At 29.8% G+C, this 21198-nt stretch carries 13 protein-coding genes; 10 read left to right on the top strand and 3 right to left on the bottom strand.

The features are described 5' to 3' along the window. Positions 1-194 precede the first annotated feature (194 nt). From OYT91_RS06430 to OYT91_RS06420, 3 genes are all read right to left on the bottom strand, one after another. The gene (locus OYT91_RS06430; RefSeq protein WP_281239926.1) at positions 195-905 is read right to left on the bottom strand and encodes a DUF3761 domain-containing protein; all 711 of its coding nucleotides are present in this window, start codon (positions 903-905) and stop codon (positions 195-197) included. Positions 906-1066: 161 nt separating this feature from the next. After that, entirely contained in the window at positions 1067-1678 is a 612-nt protein-coding gene (locus OYT91_RS06425; RefSeq protein WP_281239925.1) for a hypothetical protein, read from the bottom strand. A gap of 174 nt (positions 1679-1852) precedes the next feature. After that, entirely contained in the window at positions 1853-2338 is a 486-nt protein-coding gene (locus tag OYT91_RS06420; RefSeq protein WP_281239927.1) for a hypothetical protein, read from the bottom strand. Between the two features lie 1533 nt (positions 2339-3871). Between OYT91_RS06420 and OYT91_RS06415 the strand changes: the two genes are divergently transcribed. The 10 genes from OYT91_RS06415 (at position 3872) to OYT91_RS06370 (ending at position 21198) form a co-directional block, all read left to right on the top strand. Further along, on the top strand, positions 3872-5089 hold the full coding sequence (locus OYT91_RS06415) for a site-specific integrase (protein ID WP_281239981.1): 1218 nt from the start codon (positions 3872-3874) through the stop codon (positions 5087-5089). A 302-nt stretch (positions 5090-5391) separates the two neighbouring features. Beyond that, positions 5392-6291 (top strand): hypothetical protein, encoded by a 900-nt coding sequence (locus OYT91_RS06410; protein WP_281239980.1) that lies wholly within the window; start codon positions 5392-5394, stop codon positions 6289-6291. Positions 6292-6380: 89 nt separating this feature from the next. Continuing rightward, positions 6381-6662 (top strand): helix-turn-helix domain-containing protein, encoded by a 282-nt coding sequence (locus OYT91_RS06405; protein WP_281239979.1) that lies wholly within the window; start codon positions 6381-6383, stop codon positions 6660-6662. 97 nt (positions 6663-6759) lie between these two features. Continuing rightward, positions 6760-8859, top strand: a complete 2100-nt coding sequence (locus OYT91_RS06400) for a VapE domain-containing protein (protein WP_281239978.1) — start codon at positions 6760-6762, stop codon at positions 8857-8859. Positions 8860-9328: 469 nt separating this feature from the next. Then, positions 9329-10798: a hypothetical protein gene (locus OYT91_RS06395; protein ID WP_281239977.1), complete on the top strand. Its 1470-nt coding sequence runs from the start codon at positions 9329-9331 to the stop codon at positions 10796-10798. Then, positions 10785-12512: a hypothetical protein gene (locus OYT91_RS06390; RefSeq protein ID WP_281239976.1), complete on the top strand. Its 1728-nt coding sequence runs from the start codon at positions 10785-10787 to the stop codon at positions 12510-12512. The genes OYT91_RS06395 and OYT91_RS06390 overlap by 14 nt, the downstream gene beginning before the upstream one ends. A gap of 80 nt (positions 12513-12592) precedes the next feature. Continuing rightward, positions 12593-13372 carry a hypothetical protein gene (locus OYT91_RS06385; RefSeq protein WP_281239975.1) on the top strand — a complete coding sequence of 260 codons (780 nt, stop codon included), beginning with the start codon at positions 12593-12595 and terminating at the stop codon, positions 13370-13372. Beyond that, complete coding sequence (locus OYT91_RS06380) at positions 13372-18507, top strand: DEAD/DEAH box helicase (protein WP_281239974.1); 5136 nt, start codon at positions 13372-13374, stop codon at positions 18505-18507. The genes OYT91_RS06385 and OYT91_RS06380 overlap by 1 nt, the downstream gene beginning before the upstream one ends. A gap of 136 nt (positions 18508-18643) precedes the next feature. Then, positions 18644-20410 carry a type I restriction-modification system subunit M gene (locus OYT91_RS06375; RefSeq protein WP_281239973.1) on the top strand — a complete coding sequence of 589 codons (1767 nt, stop codon included), beginning with the start codon at positions 18644-18646 and terminating at the stop codon, positions 20408-20410. Next, positions 20407-21198, top strand: coding sequence for a restriction endonuclease subunit S (locus OYT91_RS06370; RefSeq protein ID WP_281239972.1), 792 nt, complete (start codon positions 20407-20409; stop codon positions 21196-21198). Before OYT91_RS06375 ends, OYT91_RS06370 begins: the two co-directional genes overlap by 4 nt.

The following is a 21198-nucleotide window of genomic DNA, read 5'->3' as shown; positions in this document are numbered from 1 at the left end:
GTGTTTAATTTTTAGTCAACCTATTTTAGGACGTCGCATTCTGGATTATTGCCACCAACGTTCTCGCGCTACAGCGGGTTTGGGACTAAATTAAGCCCATTATTCGGATTTGCCAAATCATCACAAATACAAGACCAACTTTCCATTAAGCCAATTGCCCAAATCCGTTGTAGCGTGTGTTAGTGGCAGGCTTTTTATTCAATCCACGACCTTTCTTGTGCTTCTATTCTAGATTCTTTTTTTGATTTTTTATGTTGTCCTTTATGAAATTTTCGATAAACACCATTATGCCAAGAACAAGTTCCTCTTCCTTGTGAATGACTTATTTTTCCATCTCTGCAGATTGAACCATCAAATTCATATATTTCACGTTCATATATTCGTTCAGTTAAAATATCAACAGAAGTAAAACCATCTCTAATTCTTGAAACAAAGAGTAATGCAAAAATAAGTATAGGGATGAAAGTTATCGCTATTGTTGATATTATTTTATCCTTAATTTCTCTTAATTTCTCTTGCCTTTTTAATTTTTTAATTTCTGTTTTGATAATTATTTGATGTCTTTTGGCTAATGCATTTCTTATACGTCTTTCGAAATGTTCATCATCAAATAATAATTCCTTTACATCAAATTCACTGTTTAGATAGAAATATAAGTCAGAACTATTAAAATTGAATTTTCGCAATCTATTTGAGAATTCTTTTTTTCTATTTTTTTGTAATTCGACATAACTTGTTATTATTTCTTTATTCTGAATTTCTACAAAACTATATTCCCAAGCTTTTTTTAAGTGTTCAATTTTGATATTAGAAAACATTGATAAAAATTGTTTTTCATCAAGAAGGTGATATTTTCTATTGATGATGCAATATTTATTTAGTTTATTTTGAATTTCTTCATCCATTTTTTCGCATTTTAGGCAAGCTTGCCACTAACGTTCCCGCGCTACAAGCAGTTTGGGACTAAATTAAGCCCATTATTCGGATTTGCCAAATCTTCCTGAAACAAAACCAACTTCATATTAAGCCAAATCCCCAAATTGCTTGTAGCGTGTGTTATGCGATGCTATAATACGAGATGTTCATAATTTCCAATTTGTTTCCAGATTCCATTTTCACCTTTTTCAAAGATTATTTTTAAAACTCCAAAATAGTCATCTGTCTTTTCTCCCAAAAAAACGCCTTTGGATTTAATGTCTACTTCTATGAAAGCAAATTTATTATTTGAAGTGTAAATAGGTTCGCTAATCAAAAAGTAAAAGCCTTTTGTTTTTTTAGTATTATTAACTGTAAAATATTTTTTCTCTAATATTTTAATTTTTTTTGACTTCACATTTTGACAAGCTTGGCTTAAATATTTCTTTTCATTGTCATTAAATAAATTATCATATTTATTTGTAGAAAATATGTAAACATTATTGTAAGGATGATGTTCGTCTTCTTCAATTTCTTTTAAAACTTTTTCATCTTTCAAATTTATATCTAGCCAAAAACTTTTAGGATAAAATGTAATTGTTGAATCAACTATAATAAATTTTTTAGGAATTTTACCATTTAAGATTTTAATAATGCTAAAATTCTCTTCATTTTCAAATATAATTTTATAAAATTCATTTGTTTGAGAAAAGGAAAAATTACCAATTAGTAAAAACATTAAATAGATTATTTTATTTTTCATAGATGTCTTTTTCTAGGTTTTCTGGGCAAGTATCGCATAACGTTCCCGCGCTACAAGCAGTTTGGGACTAAATTAAGCCCTATTTTCGGATTTGCCAAATCTTCCAAATACAAAACTAATTTCAAATTAAGCCTAATACCCAAATTGCTTGTAGCGTGTGTTGGCGGTTGTTTTTTATTTATTTTCGTAATATTCTTTTCCAAAAATCGCTGGTTCTTTCAAAGCTTTTAATATTTGCCTTTTACCTTTCGGACATTCATATTTATACAATAGTTTTAAAACTCTATTTCTAATACGAACTTGTTCTTTATCGGACAACTGTGGTGTTAAACCATCAATTGGACCATTGAATATTTTAGGATTAAATGCAACTCTTATTACTTCATTTGAAATCCCCACAATTTCCCTTGGATTACTTTTAAAATAAATAATATAATCAGGTTTCAAAAAATGATTTTCAACATATTTTAGTCCTTCTAAAAATGTTGAGTCTTTAATTTGATTTGTAGAAAATTCATTTGAGATTTCATTCCAAGCATTTTTATCTCGACAAGTATAATATGCATCTCCAATTTCAGATGTTTCTGCGTTGACTCCATAGCAACTATAAAACAAAGCAATAGTAAATAATAAACATATTTTGATTAGATATTTTTTCATTTTATAAATTTCATTTTGTCGAGCGAAAATAACCGCCAACGTCCCCGCGCTAAAAGCAGTTTGGGACTAAATTAAGCCCATTTTTCGGATTTGCCAAATCTTCCAAATACAAAACCAATTTTAAATTAAGCCAAATACCCAAATTGCTTGTAGCGTGTGTTACTGGCTGGTTGTTTCTAGCTGATGTTCCAATTAAAACCCGATTCTATTCCAATTTTCAGCTGGCACAAAACCCAATTCTAGCCTTAATCTCAGCTAATTTTATTCCATTTTATATTCGATTTTCAGCCTAATATTGGCAATTTTAAATCCCAATTCGGCATTAATTTCATTCTTGTTTTTTTGGTAAAAACCCATTTTTAATTTAAAAAAAATCCAACCTTAAACTTCTACTTTTCAGTTTAGAAACTCCGAAACTCAAGTTAGAAATTCAGATTATGTTTTCAGATTCAGTTTAGAAACTTCGAAACTCAAGTTCGAAATTCACGCTTCGCTTATCAGATTCAGTTTAGAAGCTTCGAAACTCAAGTTCAAGTTCAAGTTCAAGTTTTTCAGACTTTAAAATTCAAATTTATCAAGTTTCCGAACGACTATTTCTTGTCATCATAATAGAATTATAAAAGCTGTTTTTATCGAAATTTTCCTTCTTATTTCGCGACTAGCCAGTAACGTTCCCGCGCTACAAGCAGTTTGGGACTAAATTAAGCTCATTATTCGGATTTGCCAAATCTTCCAAATACAAAACCAATTTCAAATTAAGCCTAATCCCCAAATTGCTTGTAGCGTGTGTTATAGGGCGGTTGTTTAGTCGAAATTACTATTAAACCGCAAATTTTTCACGCTTCTGTTGGCCAGTTCAAGCTTTCACACTTTTTCCCGTTAGAGTAGGAGAGTCCCAATTATAGGTTTGCTTCTCCTGTTCACTTTCTTTAAAGTCTGCTTTTCAAGTTTCTCTTGGCAAGTTCTACTTTTCACGCTTCTGCTTTTCACGCTTCTGTTGGCAAAGTTCGATTTTCACACATCAGTTTTTCATTTGCTTGTCGTTAGAATCCGATTTTCCAACGTTTGTTAGCGCTTCCAATTTTCACGCTTCTGCTTTGAAAACATTCGGCGGAAACAACTGTTAATTTCAAATTGGATTTGTCTGCGTAATTTCGGCTCAACTGCCCTATAACGTTCCCGCGCTACACGCAGGCTGGGATTAAAGATGCGTATTCTTTCGGTTAAAAACAAATGTATCAAACACAAACTATCTTCAAATTAAGCCCATTGCCCAGCTTGCTTGTAGCGTGTGTTATCTTCATTTTATAATCGTCAGTTCCAAATTGCACTTAAAGTACCGTATTTATTGACTTTATTAAAATTTTAAGTTCAAAATAATGCATCAAAAAGCAACGAAATACTTGTATTGTTGTACCCATTGTTGTACCTTCGTATCACGATGCACCCGATTGAAAACCTTGTATTTACAACACTTTCACTCTTTTGCATTACTTTACAAATATAGTACAACATTTCTAAAATCCTAATTGTATGGCATCAGTTAAACTAATTTTAAGAACACAACAGGCAGACCAAACAGGACACAGCCCATTGTACATCCGAATTATAAAAGACCGAAAAACGAAATTTATCACTGCGGGAGTAAAGCTGAAAGAAAACGAGTGGGATGAAGTAAAGCAGAAAGTAAAGAAAAACCATTCCAACAGCGCAAGGATGAACGCTGCATTATCTCAAAAGATTGCCAATGCTGAAGGTCAGGTTGCCGATATGGAACGAAAAGTAAAAACGGTTTCCATCAAGAAGTTAAAAGAAGCCATTAAGGGTAAATCAGTGGCAAACTTTTTTGATTATGCTTATGCACGTTGTGAAAAAATAAAAAGCGATATTTCTTATTCTACTTATAAAAGCTACACACAATACATCAAAAAATTTGAAAAATATATAGGGAATCGTGATTTGTATTTTGATGATATTACCGTAACGGTTCTCAAAGATTATGTAGCTTATATGGGAACTGATTTGAAAAATGGAGGAACGACACGACACTTTTCAATTATGATTTTGTCCATAATGTTCAAGGAAGCAATCCGGGAAGACATAATTCCAGAATATATGTATCCGTTTAGTAAACTGTCCTTGAAAAAAGATACTCAAAAAAGAGTATTCCTAAACAAAGACCAAATCCAAAAATTAACCGATTTAGATCTAAAAGAAGGCAAGAAAGCCGATTTGTGGAGAGATTTGTTTCTTTTCTCAATTTACGCCGGAGGATTACGTTTTAGCGATGTTATCGAGCTGCAATATTCGAATTATAGCATTGAAGAACAAAGAATAAGAAAAGTAATTCGCAAAACGGGAAGATTGCATCAGTTTAAAATAGGCAAAGTGGCGATTGATATTTTGAATAAATACATGAAAAAAGATGCTGAGCCAGATGATTTTATTTTCCCGATTATCACTGATAAAAAAACATACAATCAGAACGAAGAAGCGCGTTATTTTTTATCACAAAAAGAAAATCATTCTGCCAATTTCCAACTCAACCGAATGGGTACAACAATGGAGCTGCCTTTTACGCTTTCATTCCATTTATCAAGACACAGTTTTGCGACAAATGCTTTAAATAATGGTATGAGAATAGAGCACGTTTCCAAATTAATGGACCACACCAACATCAGTACCACACAGATTTACGCCAAAATCATTAGCGAAGAATTAGACAAAGCCGTTGACAATTATATTTTTTAAAACAAGTCAATTTCAATATAAGAAATAACTGTAATCCCAATAAAATCAAGCACTCGATTAGAGTAGTTAAAATCTTATGAAATAATTAGTAAAAGTTTATGAAATCATTTTGATGCTATTTTTCAGTTATATATAATTTAGCGCAAACGAATGAAGGATTTTTGTATGAAACGCATTTAAAATAAAGCGGCAAGCTACTTGAAAACAAGAAGATTATGTTTTGTAAGAGAAAGTGAGAGAGATTAAATTTCGAATTTCAAAAAACGTTAAAAATTATAAAATAATTAATTCGCTTGTAATATATGGAGTATACAGTTTTAACAGTTTCATTCGTAGAAATGGTAGTTGCAAAAACCTCAAAATCTACCAATTCACAATTTGATATTATTCTTGATGAAACCATAACTACTCAGAACTATTGCAATGGTTTATTGAATAAGTTTTTTGAATTACCGCTTTCCAATTATTCAGATTTCATAAATTACCAAATCAATCTTCTTGATGAACCTTGCAAATGGTTGAACAAATTAGAAAAACTGATTTGCAGAAACGAGGAGCTTTTCAATTCCAAAAAGGCTTTATTCAGATGCAACAAAATCTTTCATTTAATTGAAAAAAAACAATTGGAATTGCAATCTTCGAGAGTTCCAAACACAAAGCAGTGTATCCCAAAAAAATACATCAATGCCGAAAATGAGGATCGTCATTTTTCGTTTTATGAACTTAAAAAACAACTGGCAATTATCCCTTGTGACAATGAAAAAATAATCATTTTGACCAAGGAGCAATTTGAATACCAACAAACCAATATTGATTTTATCAATCAAAAAATTCCGTTTTATGATGATCAATGCCGCAAAGAGATAAAACAAATTTATGCTTTGCAAAAACTAAAAACTGATTTTGAATCTGGAAAACCAATTGTAAATTCTAATTATTTACAATTCAATAAAATGCAATTCAATGGAAATATAAATCAGTTAGTGGATGTATTTTACCAATTGCATCGGGAATTGTTCGTTGATGGAAAATCCTATATTGATGGAAATACAAATGATTTGATCTCATGGATTGTAAATACATTCGTTGATAAAGACGGAAACGAAATAAGTCCCCTAACCGTCGAAACTATACTGAAACCATCAAGAGGCGATAAACGTCCGAAACCCCACAAAAGAATAGACATAGACAAGATGCTCTAAAACAAAATAGTCCCGCGGGACTATTTTGGGACTAAAAGACTTTTTTACTCTTCTCACATTTGCCCCATAACAATTTAAAACATTTTATTATGGAAGCAATTATCTTCACAAAAGACCAGTTCACAGAACTAATGACAAAATTGGAAACGATCCAAAGTCAAATCTCCACAAAGGCAGATCCAAAAAAGGAAACCTTCCTGGACAATCAGGAATTCCTTTTACTGATGAAAATCTCAAAACGCACTGCACAAACCTGGAGAGACGAAGGTAAAATTTCATTCAGCCAAGTGGGAAACAAAATCTACTACAAATTGTCCGACGTTGAAAAACTACTTACCGAGCATTACAACAAATCATTCAAAGTCAAATAAAATGAACAGCTGCAACGGAACTTGCGAGGCTTGCGACTGCAAGCCCCGCAAAATGGGATTAACTTTTCACTACTCACTTTTCACCAATCACTAACTTATGGTAACCATATTCAAGAACTTCAACGAAGTCATAGAACACAAATCCATTCCCGAAATCCTTCAGGAAATCAAAACGGGAAGATACAGACACGCGATCGTGTATCTCCGAAAGTCCCTTTCAGAAAATAAAATGGAAGCCTACGAAAAAGCCAAAAAATCACTCCCGGCATTCACCCCTTCAGGGAAATTTATTGACGGTAGAAAAGTCGATTTATTGGCCGAATATTCCAATTATATTATTTTGGACATTGACAAATTAAGTGCAGCCGATTTGAAAAACGCTTCGCATCTGGCCAATCAATCTGAGTTCACTTATGCCAGTTTTATCAGCCCATCTGGAAACGGATTAAAAATTCTAGTCAAAGTCAATTCTGATAAAGTCAATCACAAAGAAACTTTTCTTTTGGTACAGGCTTATTATGAAAATCTGCTAAAACTAGAAATAGACAAATCGGGGAAAGATGTAACCCGATTGTGTTTTTATTCTTCAGATGAAAATCTTTATCTAAATGAACACGCTAAAACCTTTGTCACATCGAGCGCAGTCGAGATGCCTTTAGATGCAGCCGAAACAGCCATGACAACCAACTTGAAACCTCAAACTTTAAACTTGGAACAAATTTATCATCACTGCATAAAATTCACTGAAAAAAAAGTGCAATATGTGAATGGTAGTCGTAATGTTTTTGTGCATCAATTAGCCTGTAATATGAATCGAAAAGCAGTTCCAATGGAAGCTGCTTTAAGTTTCATACAGACGGATTTTAATTATGACGAAAAAGAAGTAACTCAAGCGGTCAAAAGTGCCTATGGTAATTTACACGAATTCGCTAAAAACGAAAATATCCAAAAACAAAAGAAACCGACAACTACCAACCCAAAACCAACAACAACCGAAGAGGATGAAGACGACGAAGACAAACCAAAAAGAACTCAAATAGATCGTTTAGAAATTTTTTTATCAGAAAGATACATCTTCCGACACAACATTGTTTCTGGAAAATTAGAGTTTCAATATTTTGGAAAAAAGAAATGGAACGTAATGAATGACTTCATCGAAAACTCAATGCTTCGAGAATGTTTGAAAGGTCGAATTAAAACCAATTTATCTTCATTAAGAAATTTGCTTTATTCTGATTTCTGTCAGCTCTTCAATCCATTTGAAGATTACTTTTTCAACTTACCAACTTATGACGAAAAAACCGATTACATTACTGAATTAGCCAACACAATCACGACCACAAAGCAGGAACTATGGCAACAATGTTTCAAAAAATGGTTAGTCGCTATGGTCGGTTGTGTGTTAGATGAAAAGGTAATCAATCATACAGTCATTGTATTCAGTGGCAAACAAGGATTGGGAAAAACAACTTGGGTTGAAAGATTGGTTCCAAAACAATTGAAAGAGTATTTATTTTCCGGAACCATAAACCCAAACAACAAAGATACTTTGGTACAACTGGCGGAATGTATGTTGATTAATCTGGACGAACTCGAGAATCTAAATCGTTCCGAAATTGGATCACTCAAAGAAATCATCACAAAAACCCAAATCAGAATGCGAAAAGCTTATGGACACAACAACGAAACAATGCCTAGAAGGGCATCGTTTGCCGGAAGTGTCAACACAGCCCAGTTTTTAAACGATAGTACAGGAAGTAGAAGATTTCTTTGTTTTGAATTGGAAGGAATTCAATACCAACACGATGTAGATATTAACCTTGCGTTTTCACAAGCTTTGTTTCTTTTCAAAAGTGGTTTTAGGTTTTGGTTTGACCAGGAAGAAATAAAATCTATCACCGAGAATAACGAACAATATCAACTGCACAGCCCAGAGGAAGAATTGCTTTTAACGTGGTTTGAACCTTGCGAAAGAGAAAATGCCTCATTGTTTCTAAATGCCTCACAAATTGGTGCTAAATTAGCTGAAAGGGCAAAGATCAACTTGAATGATGGAACAATAAATAAAATTGGCAAAGCATTAAAGAAACACAACTTTGTAAGGCTAATGAGAAAAGGCAGTCCAGTGTATGCTCTAAAAGAGTTTTCCTATGAAGAAGTAGATGAAACAAACAAAAAATCCGAAACAGAAAACTAAATTTTAAACAGAGTGGAAATCAAAAGTTTCCACTTTTTTTCTGCAATCTACTCCCAAAAACCTGCCTTCTAAAAAAAGGGTGTAAGGGGTGTAACCAAATTTCAATACAAACATTTTTTATTTTTCATCTTTTCATACTTTCAGGCAACATAAGACCATAGCAACGCATTTTGGTAAAGTAGTCGGATTAGTTTGCGCCAATACAGCCATATTAATCAGTTTTTTTTATTCCTAAAAAATAAAAAATGTTTTACCCGTTTTTTCCTTACACCCTACACCCTACATTTATTTTTACTTTTTTACACTATTATTCTTCCTTTTACGGTTTTCCGCATTTTTTTTCCAGTTCATTTATTTATATTTACAAAAACACTTTTTCTTACAAGTTTAAATGACATCATATAGCAAGTTTAATCTCTGGGTTTATTACTATTACATCAATAATTGTATTCCTAATCAAATAAATTCTTTGTCAATTCCAATAAGTGAGATTGATGGGTTTGTTGCTGAATATAATATAAAATTATATGATTTTAAAGAAATTAATTGCAAAAGCTGGTCTTATCTATTAAAAGAAAAAGAAGGTATTCCTCAATATTTTGGTTTAGTTGCTTTGCAATGTTTAGCTGCATTCAAAATGCAAAATCAGAACGGTATAACGGCTGCTAATTTTAAAGTCCGTTTTGCAGGTTTGATAGGTGTTATAGATGCTAATGAATTAAATTCCTTTTTTTCTGAAGATTTTGATTTTGAATTTAAAGTTCAAGAAAAAATTTGGTTAAGTGCTCGTGCATTTTTTAAAAATAAGAGCATTAAAATTATCTTACCTGAAATAACAAGATATGCTGGAAGATTCACACAATTCCCTAAATCACAAATTGTATTGAATCATGAGGATTTAAAAGAATATAGTTCTTTTTTTACTGTAATTAATAACGGGTTTGAATCTATTTCTTTTGAAGACTTTAAGAAATATTATCTTAATGAAATATCAAATTTCAGAAATAATTTTCGTAGAGAAAACAATACAAAAAATGATAATCAATGGTCAGAAATTGAACTAAAAATAAAATTAAAACAAATTTTTGATTTTTATTGTTCAGATGATTGGATGATTAAAAATGAAATTTTGAGTTTTAATAATAGTATTTCAAACGAAAACTACATTATTAAATTTAGTCCAAGTGAATTGTTGTTATATGATGAATATTATAATATTTTGGACAGCCTAAATTCTTTAGTCAGAAATAAAAGGTTCATGATTTTTAAAGAAAATAAAAATTATCCTAATGAATTTGAGTCGGTTAACTCTATTTCTTTAAACGATAATAACATATTATTAATATATCAATCCGCTGCTAATCAAAAGGAGATAAGAGCATCAAATAGTGTCTTTTTACCTTTAGATTATGAGAACCAGAAACATAATGTTTTAATTTTTAAAATAAAAAATTCAGACAATTTACCCGATTTTTTAAAAAATAAAGTAATTAGCGATTATCCAATTGAATTAAAGGGATTTAAAGTGTCTGGTGAGAAAAAGTATTTTGTCAATAATCCACCTAAAATTCATTTGAAAGAAGATATTCGCTATAATATTTATTATAATAAAAAAATAATAGATATAAATGAGATGAATAGAGTTGGAAAATACACAATAAGGATAAATGGTTATAGTAATTATAACTTTGAATTAGTTGAATTGCCTCTTTTAAATTATCCCATAAATGATAAAACGAATTCATTAGAATTTTCTTCTTTAGACTATAAAAATGAAGAAACTGGTTGTATTAGTGGCTTACTATTGAAGTATAAAGATAATGTCATGATCGAAACACTAACGATAAAAAATTGGATTAAAACTATTAATGGTATTAGAATTAATTCGGATAGTCAATTATTTAAAGCAATAGAAAACAGCAGGAATGGAAAGTATTAAAAAGATTTACTCGATAATTTTAGATAGAAATCAATTTGGTCTTGGAGAAGGTGGCAATTGTAAAGTTGTTGCTTTTGTAAGAGATAAAGATTTTATTAATGACGAAGAAACTATTAAAGATTATTTTAAAACTGATTCGAAAATTTTTTCAGATAAAATTTTCAAATTTTTGACAGATGGTGCAATTAATCAATTAGTTGAAATTATTCCAGGAAACATTAATTCAGAAATAGTTGAAGGAAGAAATTATTATGTTCATTTAAAATCTATAAAAAAAACTGGAAGTCTTATCATAGATGTTCCTAGCGATTATTTAAAAACGAATTATATCAATCTAGAAGAACTAAATAATTATTTTGAATCGAAGGATTATCTTAAAGAGGAACTTGGTAATTTTTATTTTTGTGATAATGAAAAGATATTTGGTCCATTTAAGACAACTAATGGAAAAATTCAACCCAAAAAAGATACGTTTGTTCATTCATTTCAATATGATATTGAAAATTTAATACAGGTTGAAAATTTTAAATTCAGTTATTTATTAGAAGAACCTCAAATTAAAATTGATGTAATGGATTGTATGACAGTTGATCAATTAATGGGTTTTTTAAAAAGTCAATTATCTATTGATAGAGCTGAGATCAATATGATAACTAAAACGTATGATAATATAAAATCGCTTAATAGAGGGAATTCAAGTTTGGATCACGTTAGATTAGAACGAGCTTCAGAATATTTATCAGATTTAAAATTATCATATGAAGAACTCAAAAAAATAAGCTATAAACAGGATGAATGGGGTTTATTAGTCAATAAAATTATTATCGAAAATAAAGAAAGATTTGAAGAAGAAACTTTGAAAGAAATTGAAAAGAATATTCAAATAAAAGAAGTTAGTAAAAACAAAGTCTTATTAGAATTAAATGAAAAACACGCAGAATTAGAAAAAATAAAAAGTCAGCAAGAAAGTTTAGTTAAGGAACTTGAAAATATTACAAATAAAAAAGAGGATTTAATTCTTTCTATTCAGTTAGCTGCAGGAATAAATAATGGCAGTGTAGGAGTTAAAAATGAATTTGTTAAAAATTATTATGAAATTATTTCATCAAATAATTCATCGTCAATTATTGACTTAGATGATTTTTATAATGAGTTGGAATCTAAAATTTCGTCAAAAGCGGAAATAAAAGATACGCTATACATATTAAAAGAAAATCGCTTTTTAATTGGAAGTTCAATTGAATTAACTCTTAATTCAATTCAACATTTAGGAAGTTATGAAATAATGATTCAAAATGCAGATGCAGATTGGTTAAAATATAAATATCTTGAAGAAAATGGATTTAGTATAATTTGTCAAAGAGCAATCGCAAATAAAGAAATACTGCATTTTTTCATTTTGCAAGACTTCAATGTGGCTAGTTTTGAATGCTATGGTAAACCAATTTTAGATATTAGAAATAAGATAAGGACTAAAATACCTGGAACCGAAAACAATTGGCCTGATAATCTAATTGTTATTCTTATAGCTGTTGATTCTGAGATTGATGATTTTGGACTTCCTATAAACAAATCCACATTTAAAAAATGGGCTTTTTTACCACATACTTTAGATTATTCATATCAAAAAATTAATGCTGAAGTAGGTTTAAATTTAGCTAAACTTGAAGTAAACAATCAATATCCTGATTATTCAGACAATTATTTTATGTAATGGTTGGGCTGTTATATAACATATTCGTTTACAATTATAATATTGGCGAAAAGAGCTTATCATTTGATCGAATAAAAAGATTGCTTTCAAATAACATTTCGGATTTTGAAAATAACAAGTTAAATTTTCATTATCTATTTCAATTATTAAATCTTGGGATTATTGATAAAGTGGAAAAAAACAGATATTCATTATCGAATACCTCAATAATTACAAATACAAAACACAACTACACAATAGGGATAAATTTTCCTGAAGAGATTTTAAAAAGCAACAATCATTTGATTAAACAACAATATTTAGGCTTAACTATTTTTGAAGACGCAAATATTAATATACTTGATTATGATGTAAATAAAATGGTTTTTGTTTTAAATGATAGTATTGATCTATTGCATTCAGTTAAATTAATTGTAAAAAATTGGGAGCCAGTTATTTATAATGATTTAGGTCAAATAACTAAATTAGAAAAGTACAATTCGGAAAAGCGTAAATGGGAAAAAAGTAATGATATTATAGAAAACAATAAACTATACAAATGTTACCTCTATAATGGAAATTACTTCAAGTATTTGTTTTTATTTAAAAACAAATACTTCTTAATTGAACCCGATGAGTATGAAAAAGTAAACACTTTAAAACTTATTAATGGCAATAAATCATTGTTTAAGTATAGCAAATTATCTGGTGAAATAAAGTTAAAATCATATTACACTTATCCAGCATATCTGTATAAAATTATGTTGCTGAATCATATAATGGAAACGGGTGATATTCCTGTAAATAATCAGTTTAGAATTGAATTAAAGCAATTTTTAAAAATAAGTAAAATACTTAATTTAAATTACACCTTAGAATAATGGAAAATGTATTTAACACTTGGAGAGAATTACGAGAAACATATAAAAAATATATAGATACGAGTTTGTTTTTTAGTAATAAGAGGCTAGAAGATGAACGTAGCCAATTATTCAATACGGGTGATACAATTACAAAATATCCAATAATTGAGTTTACTCCAAAGTATAAAGAATATAAGTCATTAAATGAGATTTGTAAGGAACTCTCATTAAACGAAAAATTTGCTGAGTTTGCTTCCAATGGTCTATTTGTAAATAGAGGCTCTGTGGAAAGTAAATTGTATTCTCATCAGTTTCAGTCAATTAAAGAAGCAGTTGTAAATAGAAAAAACATTATTGTTACTACTGGTACTGGTTCTGGAAAAACAGAATGTTTTTTATTTCCATTAATGTATGATATCATAAGCGAAAAAATTAAAAATACAAATTCTGGAAAACCTTCTTCTGCAGCTTTAAGAGGATTAATTTTATATCCATTAAATGCTCTTGCAGAAGACCAAATGCGTAGATTAAGAAAATCATTGTCTTCAGAAAATGTTGTCAATTGGTTTGATAGCAACTTAAATAAAGATTACATAACATTCTCTAGGTACACTTCATTAACCCCTACTTCTGGTGATAGAGATAAGAAAGCCGTTATTAAAAAAAATGAAGAAGAATTAAAAAAAATCAAAAAAGAATGGGATTCTATTAAAAAATTCGTTTCAGAAAACGATGATATTGATGAAGACTATTTATATGATATTCCAAATACGGATGTTGAAATAGAATTATGTGATCGTTGGTCAATTCAAGACGCTCCACCTGACATTTTAATAACCAATTATAGCATGCTAAATGTTATGATGATGAGAAGTGATGAGAATAATATTTTTGAATCAACAAAAGAATGGTTAGAAGAATCTGAAAACAATATTTTTCATTTAGTAATCGATGAACTTCACTCGTATCGTGGTACTAGCGGAACAGAAGTAGCTTATTTACTTAGATTATTATTAAATAGATTAGGTTTAAAACCAAATTCTAAACAATTACAATTTCTTTGTTCGAGTGCATCTATGCAAGAAAGCGAAAGAGTGAAGAAATTCATTGCCGGTTTTTTTGGGTTAACTGATATAGAAATCAATGAAAAGTTTTCTATAATAAAAGATGAAAATATAAATGAAGTAAAAGAGATCCCAATTGCTTTAAATGCAAATGATTTTCTAAAAATTAATGAATATTCAAAAGAAGAAATTCAATCAATATTTCAGCAACATAATTTATTAAACACTTTAAGATTTTATTTAAAGAAACCAAAAGAGGCAAATGAAGTTGCCAATCTAATTTTTCCTAAAAATACAAACGAGGAAGCTATAGGAGCTTTTGAAAACATTTTATATCTTTTAACAGATCTAAAAGATGAAAAAGGAAACACTTTGCAACCACTACGAGCACATTTGTTCTTTAGAAATGTGGATGGATTATGGGCTTGTTCTAATCCATTTTGTTCAGAGGTAGATCATGATTTTAAATTTGAAGGTAGAAATATTGGTAAATTATACAAAAGACCACAAAATAAATGTCAATGTGGTTCTGTCATTTTAGAATTACTAAACTGCCGTCAATGTGGTGAGATTTATTTAAACTCATGGATTAAGAAAGAAAATCAAGAAGTAAAATCAACATTTCAGATGTTGCAAAACTTTTCTATTGATAAAGACAAATATGTCAATAGAGTGATTTATAATAATGTAAAAGATAAAATTAGTATTGAGGATTTAGAGAATAATAAAGATTTTGAAACTTGGAAATTTATAAATATTGATTATCAGAGTAGTGAATATTTGTATAAAAGAATAGACAACAATGCCTTGGTATTTAGACCGGATTCTTCATATAAGTCACCATATCCAAATATTTGCGTTTGTTGTGGAGCAAAACTAAGAGATGATAAAGTTGATGTAAATTCCCTAACACCAATTCATAGGCACTATACAGGGGTGCAAAAAGTAAACCAATTGATGGCTGATATTTTAGTTAGAACATTAGCAGAGAAAGACGAAAAGAATGCCAAACTAGTCTTGTTTTCAGATAGTCGTCAAGCGGCAGCGAAACTATCTGCTGGAATTGAAATGGATCATTATAAGGATATGGTGCGTTCATTTTTACTCTCAAAAATTGAAAGTAATTCACAAGTTTATGATTTGTTGATTAAATATGTAGAAGAAAGCATTTCAAAAGAAGAGCGGAAAGAGTTGCGGGAGTATAAAAAAGGCAACAGCCAAATTTCCGATCTATATGATAAAATTGACGCATATTTTGACGATGAAGATCCTTTAATTTTGGAAGAATTAAAAAAAGAAATTAATAACAATAAAAATATAGGGATATCTTTAGACGACTTGGTTACTAAAACGGCCTATGAAATTTTGCATACAGGAACCAATCCTGGCGGTCCAAAAGACTCTTTATCTTTAGATAGCCATAAAGATAACTGGCATAATCAAGCTGATTTTGAGGTAAATTATTTCAAACAATATAGCGACCAAAACCTACATGATAAAACGGTATCATCGCTTAGAAATGAAATAATTATAGGCCTTTTAGCAGGGAATAGACGCTCTTTCGAAGCTTTAAATATTGGTTATATAAGCCCAATTTTAAATGGAGTTTTACCTTATGACAAAGAATTCGTTTTGAATTGTATAAAGTTATTAGGCGAATCTTACAGAATTGAATCTACTGACAATAGAAATTCAGGGGATTCAATTCCACTTAAGGTGTGGAAATATGCAAGAAAGTGTTTGGATTTTGTTGGATACAAAAATCCTTTCAAAGAAAATTTTCTTGAAATTTTAAGTGAGAACAAACTAAATAAGAACAATAAATTTATTCTAACGGGTAAAAATTTAAATTTTGTCTTAAAAACGGATAAAGAAAAAACGTATAAATGCAAAGTATGCAGCAATATTCAAATAATAAATTTTCAAAATGCATGTACCAATTGTTGTAATACTTCATTAGAATTAGCTATTGATGAAGATGTAAACAGAATTTTAGAAAACAATTATTATTTACACATAATTAAACAAGACAAATTCAAAATTAGAAGATTGCATTGTGAAGAGTTATCAGGTCAAACAGACCCAGCGGAAGGAAGACGACGCCAAAGATTATTCCAAGGTAGAATGATGGAGTCCGAAAATAATCTAGTTGAAGAAATAGATTTGTTAAGTGTAACTACAACAATGGAAGCGGGTATCGACATTGGTTCACTTACTGCTGTAATGATGGGAAATGTGCCTCCACAACGTTTTAATTACCAACAAAGAGTCGGTCGTGCAGGTCGTAGAGGTAGCCCCGTTTCCATTGCTTTAACCATTGCTAAGGGTAATTCACACGATCAAACACATTACAATGAATCGCATAGAATGGTGTCATCAACGCCATCAGATCCTTATTTGGAAATGAATAGAGAACAAATTTTATTAAGATTTGTAAATAAAGAAATTTTAAATAAAGCCTTTTCAACTTTAGAAGTTAATTCTAAAAGTGTTCATGGAAATTTTGGGAAAGATTGGGATTGGAAAAATAATAAGACAGCTATTGATAAATACATTTTAACTAATAAACCTGAAATTCTAGATATAATTAAAGTATTCAAGATTGGAACAAAATTGTTAGAATCTGAAGAAAAAATATATGACCAACATGTTTTAAAACTTATTGAGAACATTGATAAAGCGTGTGATGATAAAGTGAATTTCCCACATGAAGATTTAAGCGAAAAATTGGCAAATGCAGGTTTGCTACCAATGTTCGGTTTCCCTACTCAATTAAGAAATTTATACACAAAATATCCTGATAAATTAAACACAACTAATATCGTGTCAAGAAATTTGGGACTTTCTATTTCTGAATTTGCTCCTGGAAGTGAAATCGTTAGAGATAAGGTAGTCCTAAAAAGTATTGGGGTGATTGATTATAAAAATAAAAATGGTCGTGTAGTTCCCCACGATGGCAGAGGGCTTAGTGAAAATGATATATACACCTGTACAATTTGCAAAACAATTTACACTAAATTACCAGATAATTTTAAATGTACACAATGTATCCAAGGTATTGTCACCAAGATTAACGCAATAACACCAAAAGGTTATTTGGTTGAGTACGATAGTAATATAAAAGATTTTGATGGTCGATTTGAATTCAATGCAAGAGCTGGTGAAGTCACTTTAGATCCAAACTCGGATTTAAAGAAAAAAGTAAATTTAAAAAACATATTAATTTCATCTAATATAATACCGGATGAAGGCATAGTACATCAAATTAATGACAATAATGGTGATTTTTTCTTTATGGGTAACATAAAGAATTCTAACGAATGGGTTGTTAAAGAACTGCTTCAAGATAGAAATAAAATTGTCGAAAACGAGCAGAATTATGCGTTGTTAGCGTCAAAAAAAACAGGAGTATTAACCCTTTCTGTCAATGAAGTTAATAATCAATTAGAATTAAATAATAATGATGTTTTTCAAAAAGCTATTTTCCTTTCTTTTGGTTACTTGATAAGAAAATCTATTTGCCATTCATTAGATATTGAAAGTAATGAATTTAATATTGGTTACAGAATTTCTCCTCAATCAAGGAATCATGAAGTTTTTATCGTAGAAACAGCCGAAAACGGTGCCGGATATACAAATTTTTTAAATGGAGAAACAGATAAGGATAAGGCAAATGAAGTTTTTATTTCTAATCTACTTTCTAATGGAGTTATTTATCAAGGTTTAATTAAAGAAGATCATATAAGCTGTTTTTCTTCTTGTTATGATTGCTTGAGAGATTATTACAATCAAAATCATCATAATTTACTCAACTGGAGATATGCTTTAGATTTAGCTAGACTTTGCAGTGATAATGAATCTGTGATGAATTATAGTCAAGAATATTGGCTATCGTTTTTTGAAGACTATTTAAGTAAATTAATTGAAAATAAACTTAACGCAAAATTGGAATTTCAAGAGAATAATTATATTATTTTACATCATGATGGAGCTAAATCTCTAGTTACACATCCTTTATGGAGTGACTTTTATATTCAATCTTTGATAGGGCATAATAATTATAACTTATTTAATCCTATGGATTTTTAAAAAAAGTAAAAAGTTAATAAAAATATTGTAGGTTACGGTTTTCCTCAAATTACATTAGATTGCTTTATTGTATATTTACCCATAATACATTATTTCTGAAAATAATGATAATCTTACATACTATTAAATTCAATAAATGAGCCTAAATACACAAAGCTTACAACCCATTATCAACTTCATTTGGACCGTTGCCGATGATGTTTTAATTAATAAGTTTCTCGAAAACCAATACCAAGATGTAATCTTACCCATGACCGTTTTACGTCGTTTGGATTTGGCTTTAGAACCATCAAAAGACAAAGTGCAAAAAACCTTTGACGATTTCAAAGATAAAATAGACAACCTTTCGGGTTTATTAACCAGTGAGCAACACGGTTCAGGTCTAGCATTTTACAATACTTCCAAATACACCATGAAGAAGTTGTTGGCTGACCCAAAAAATATTGATGACAATTTTCTGGATTATCTAAACGGATTTTCAGAAAATGTCCAAGACATTATTACAAAATTCAAGTTTAGAAATCAGCTGGAAACCTTTGAGAGTACAAACATCACATTTTCATTGATTGAAAAGTTTTGCAGTCCTAAAGTAGAATTAAGCCCGGATAAAATTTCGCCTATGGCAATGGGTTATATGTTCGAGGATTTGATTAGACGTTTCAACGAAAAAACAAATGCAGCTGCTGGACGACACTTCACACCAAGAGAAATCATTGAGTTAATGACACACTTGGTATATCTTCCGGTAAAAGATAAAATACAACAAGGCACATTTTTGGTGTATGATCCTTGTGCAGGTTCAGGTGCCATGCTAACGCAATCAAAATTATTCGCCACAAATCCAGAAGGGGAAATAAAATCAAAGGCTTCTTTTCACTTATACGGTCAAGAAAACACTGGTGAAATGTACGCTACTTGTAAATCAGATATGTTGTTGAAAGGAGAAGACCCTGATAAAATAAAGTTTGGTTCTACGTTAAGTGAATATGGTTTTGATCCTGATTTAAAATTCAATTTCATGCTTACTAATCCCCCTTATGGCACTAGTTGGAAGCAGGACATTGATAATTTAAATGTAAGTAGCACCAAGAAAGTAGAAATTAACGACAAACGATTTAATTTACCTATTAAAAATTTTAAAGGAGATTTAGAAACCACTTGCTTAACTTCTCGTAGTAATGATGGACAATTAATGTTCATGCTACACATGTTGTCTAAAATGAAAGATCCTAAGGATGGTGGTAGTCGCATAGCATCAGTTCATAACGGTTCGGCTTTGTTTACTGGTGATGCGGGTTCAAGTGAAAGTGGCATTAGACAATATATTCTTGAAAATGATTTACTCGAAGCTGTTATTGCATTACCATTAGATATTTTCTATAACACTGGACAACCAACTTACATTTTGATACTTTCTAATAATAAAGATAAGTTTAGGGAAAATAAAGTACAATTAATAAAAGGTGATTCGTTTTATAATAAAATGACTAAAGCTTTAGGGAACAAAAAAAGTGAACTTACAAAAGATCATATTGATTCAATTGTTAATATGTATTTGAATAATGAAATTAATGAGTTTTCTCAAATATTTTCAAATAAAGAGTTCGGTTATTATTCATTAAAAGTTAAACATTCTAATAAAGATTTTGATGAAGATGTGGAATTTAAAGATGTGGAATTTATCCCATTGATTAATGAGATTGATAAATACTGTAAAGAAGAAATCCTTAAATATACTCCAAATGCAAAACCTGATTTAAAGTCCATTAAAATTGGTTATTCAATAAATTTTTTAGAATATTTTCATAACGAAGATAGTTATAGGAATCTAAATGAAATAATTGAAGACATAGAAATATTAGAAGCAAAAAGTAATGGTTTATTAAATGCTTTATTAAAATGAGAAAAAGAGAAAAATTAAAATTAACAAACATTTCTTTAATAGCGGAAATGCCTATAGGATGGGAAATAAAGAAAGTAAAACATGTTCTATATGAAATTTCTAATAAATCAGAATCTGGATTAGAAGATTTGTTATCACTTTCACAATATACTGGTGTTGAGCTTAAAAGAGATAAGAAGAAAAATGAAAATGATAATTTAACAAATGCATCTTCTTTAATAGGATATAAAATTGTTAAGATTAATCAATTAGTTAATAATATTATGTTGGCATGGAATGGTTCAATGGCAATTTCTAATTATGAGGGAATTATTAGTCCTGCTTATTGCATTTATGAATTTAGAAAAGATTATAATCCCAAATTTTTCGAGTATCTTTTTAAAACAGAAACTTATAAAGCAGAATTTAAAAGAAAATCAACTGGTATTATTGAAAGTAGGTTGCGTTTGTATTCTGATAAGTTTTACAATATACATTGTGTTGTACCTTCTTTAGAAGAACAAAATAAAATAGTTGAGTTCATTGAATTTAAACAAAAACAAATTCAAAATTTAATAAAGTATACTAATGTCATTTTTGGTAAAACGAATCCAAAAACTGGATTACTTAAAGAATATATTAATACCTTAATTTTTAATCTTGTTACAGGTAAAATAGATGTTAGAGATTATGAAATACCTGAGTTAAATTTCGAAGCTAATGAATTGGAAAAATTTAATTATTTAAATGAAGAAGAAGAAGAACTAGATAAGGTAGAAGAAGATAGTGAGGGAATGGAAATAGAGTAA

Origin of the sequence: Flavobacterium praedii (assembly GCF_026810365.1) — a bacterium.
Classification (GTDB): domain Bacteria; phylum Bacteroidota; class Bacteroidia; order Flavobacteriales; family Flavobacteriaceae; genus Flavobacterium; species Flavobacterium praedii.
The sequence above is the reverse complement of the archived record's forward strand: the minus strand, read 5'-3'. Positions and strand labels throughout refer to the sequence as shown.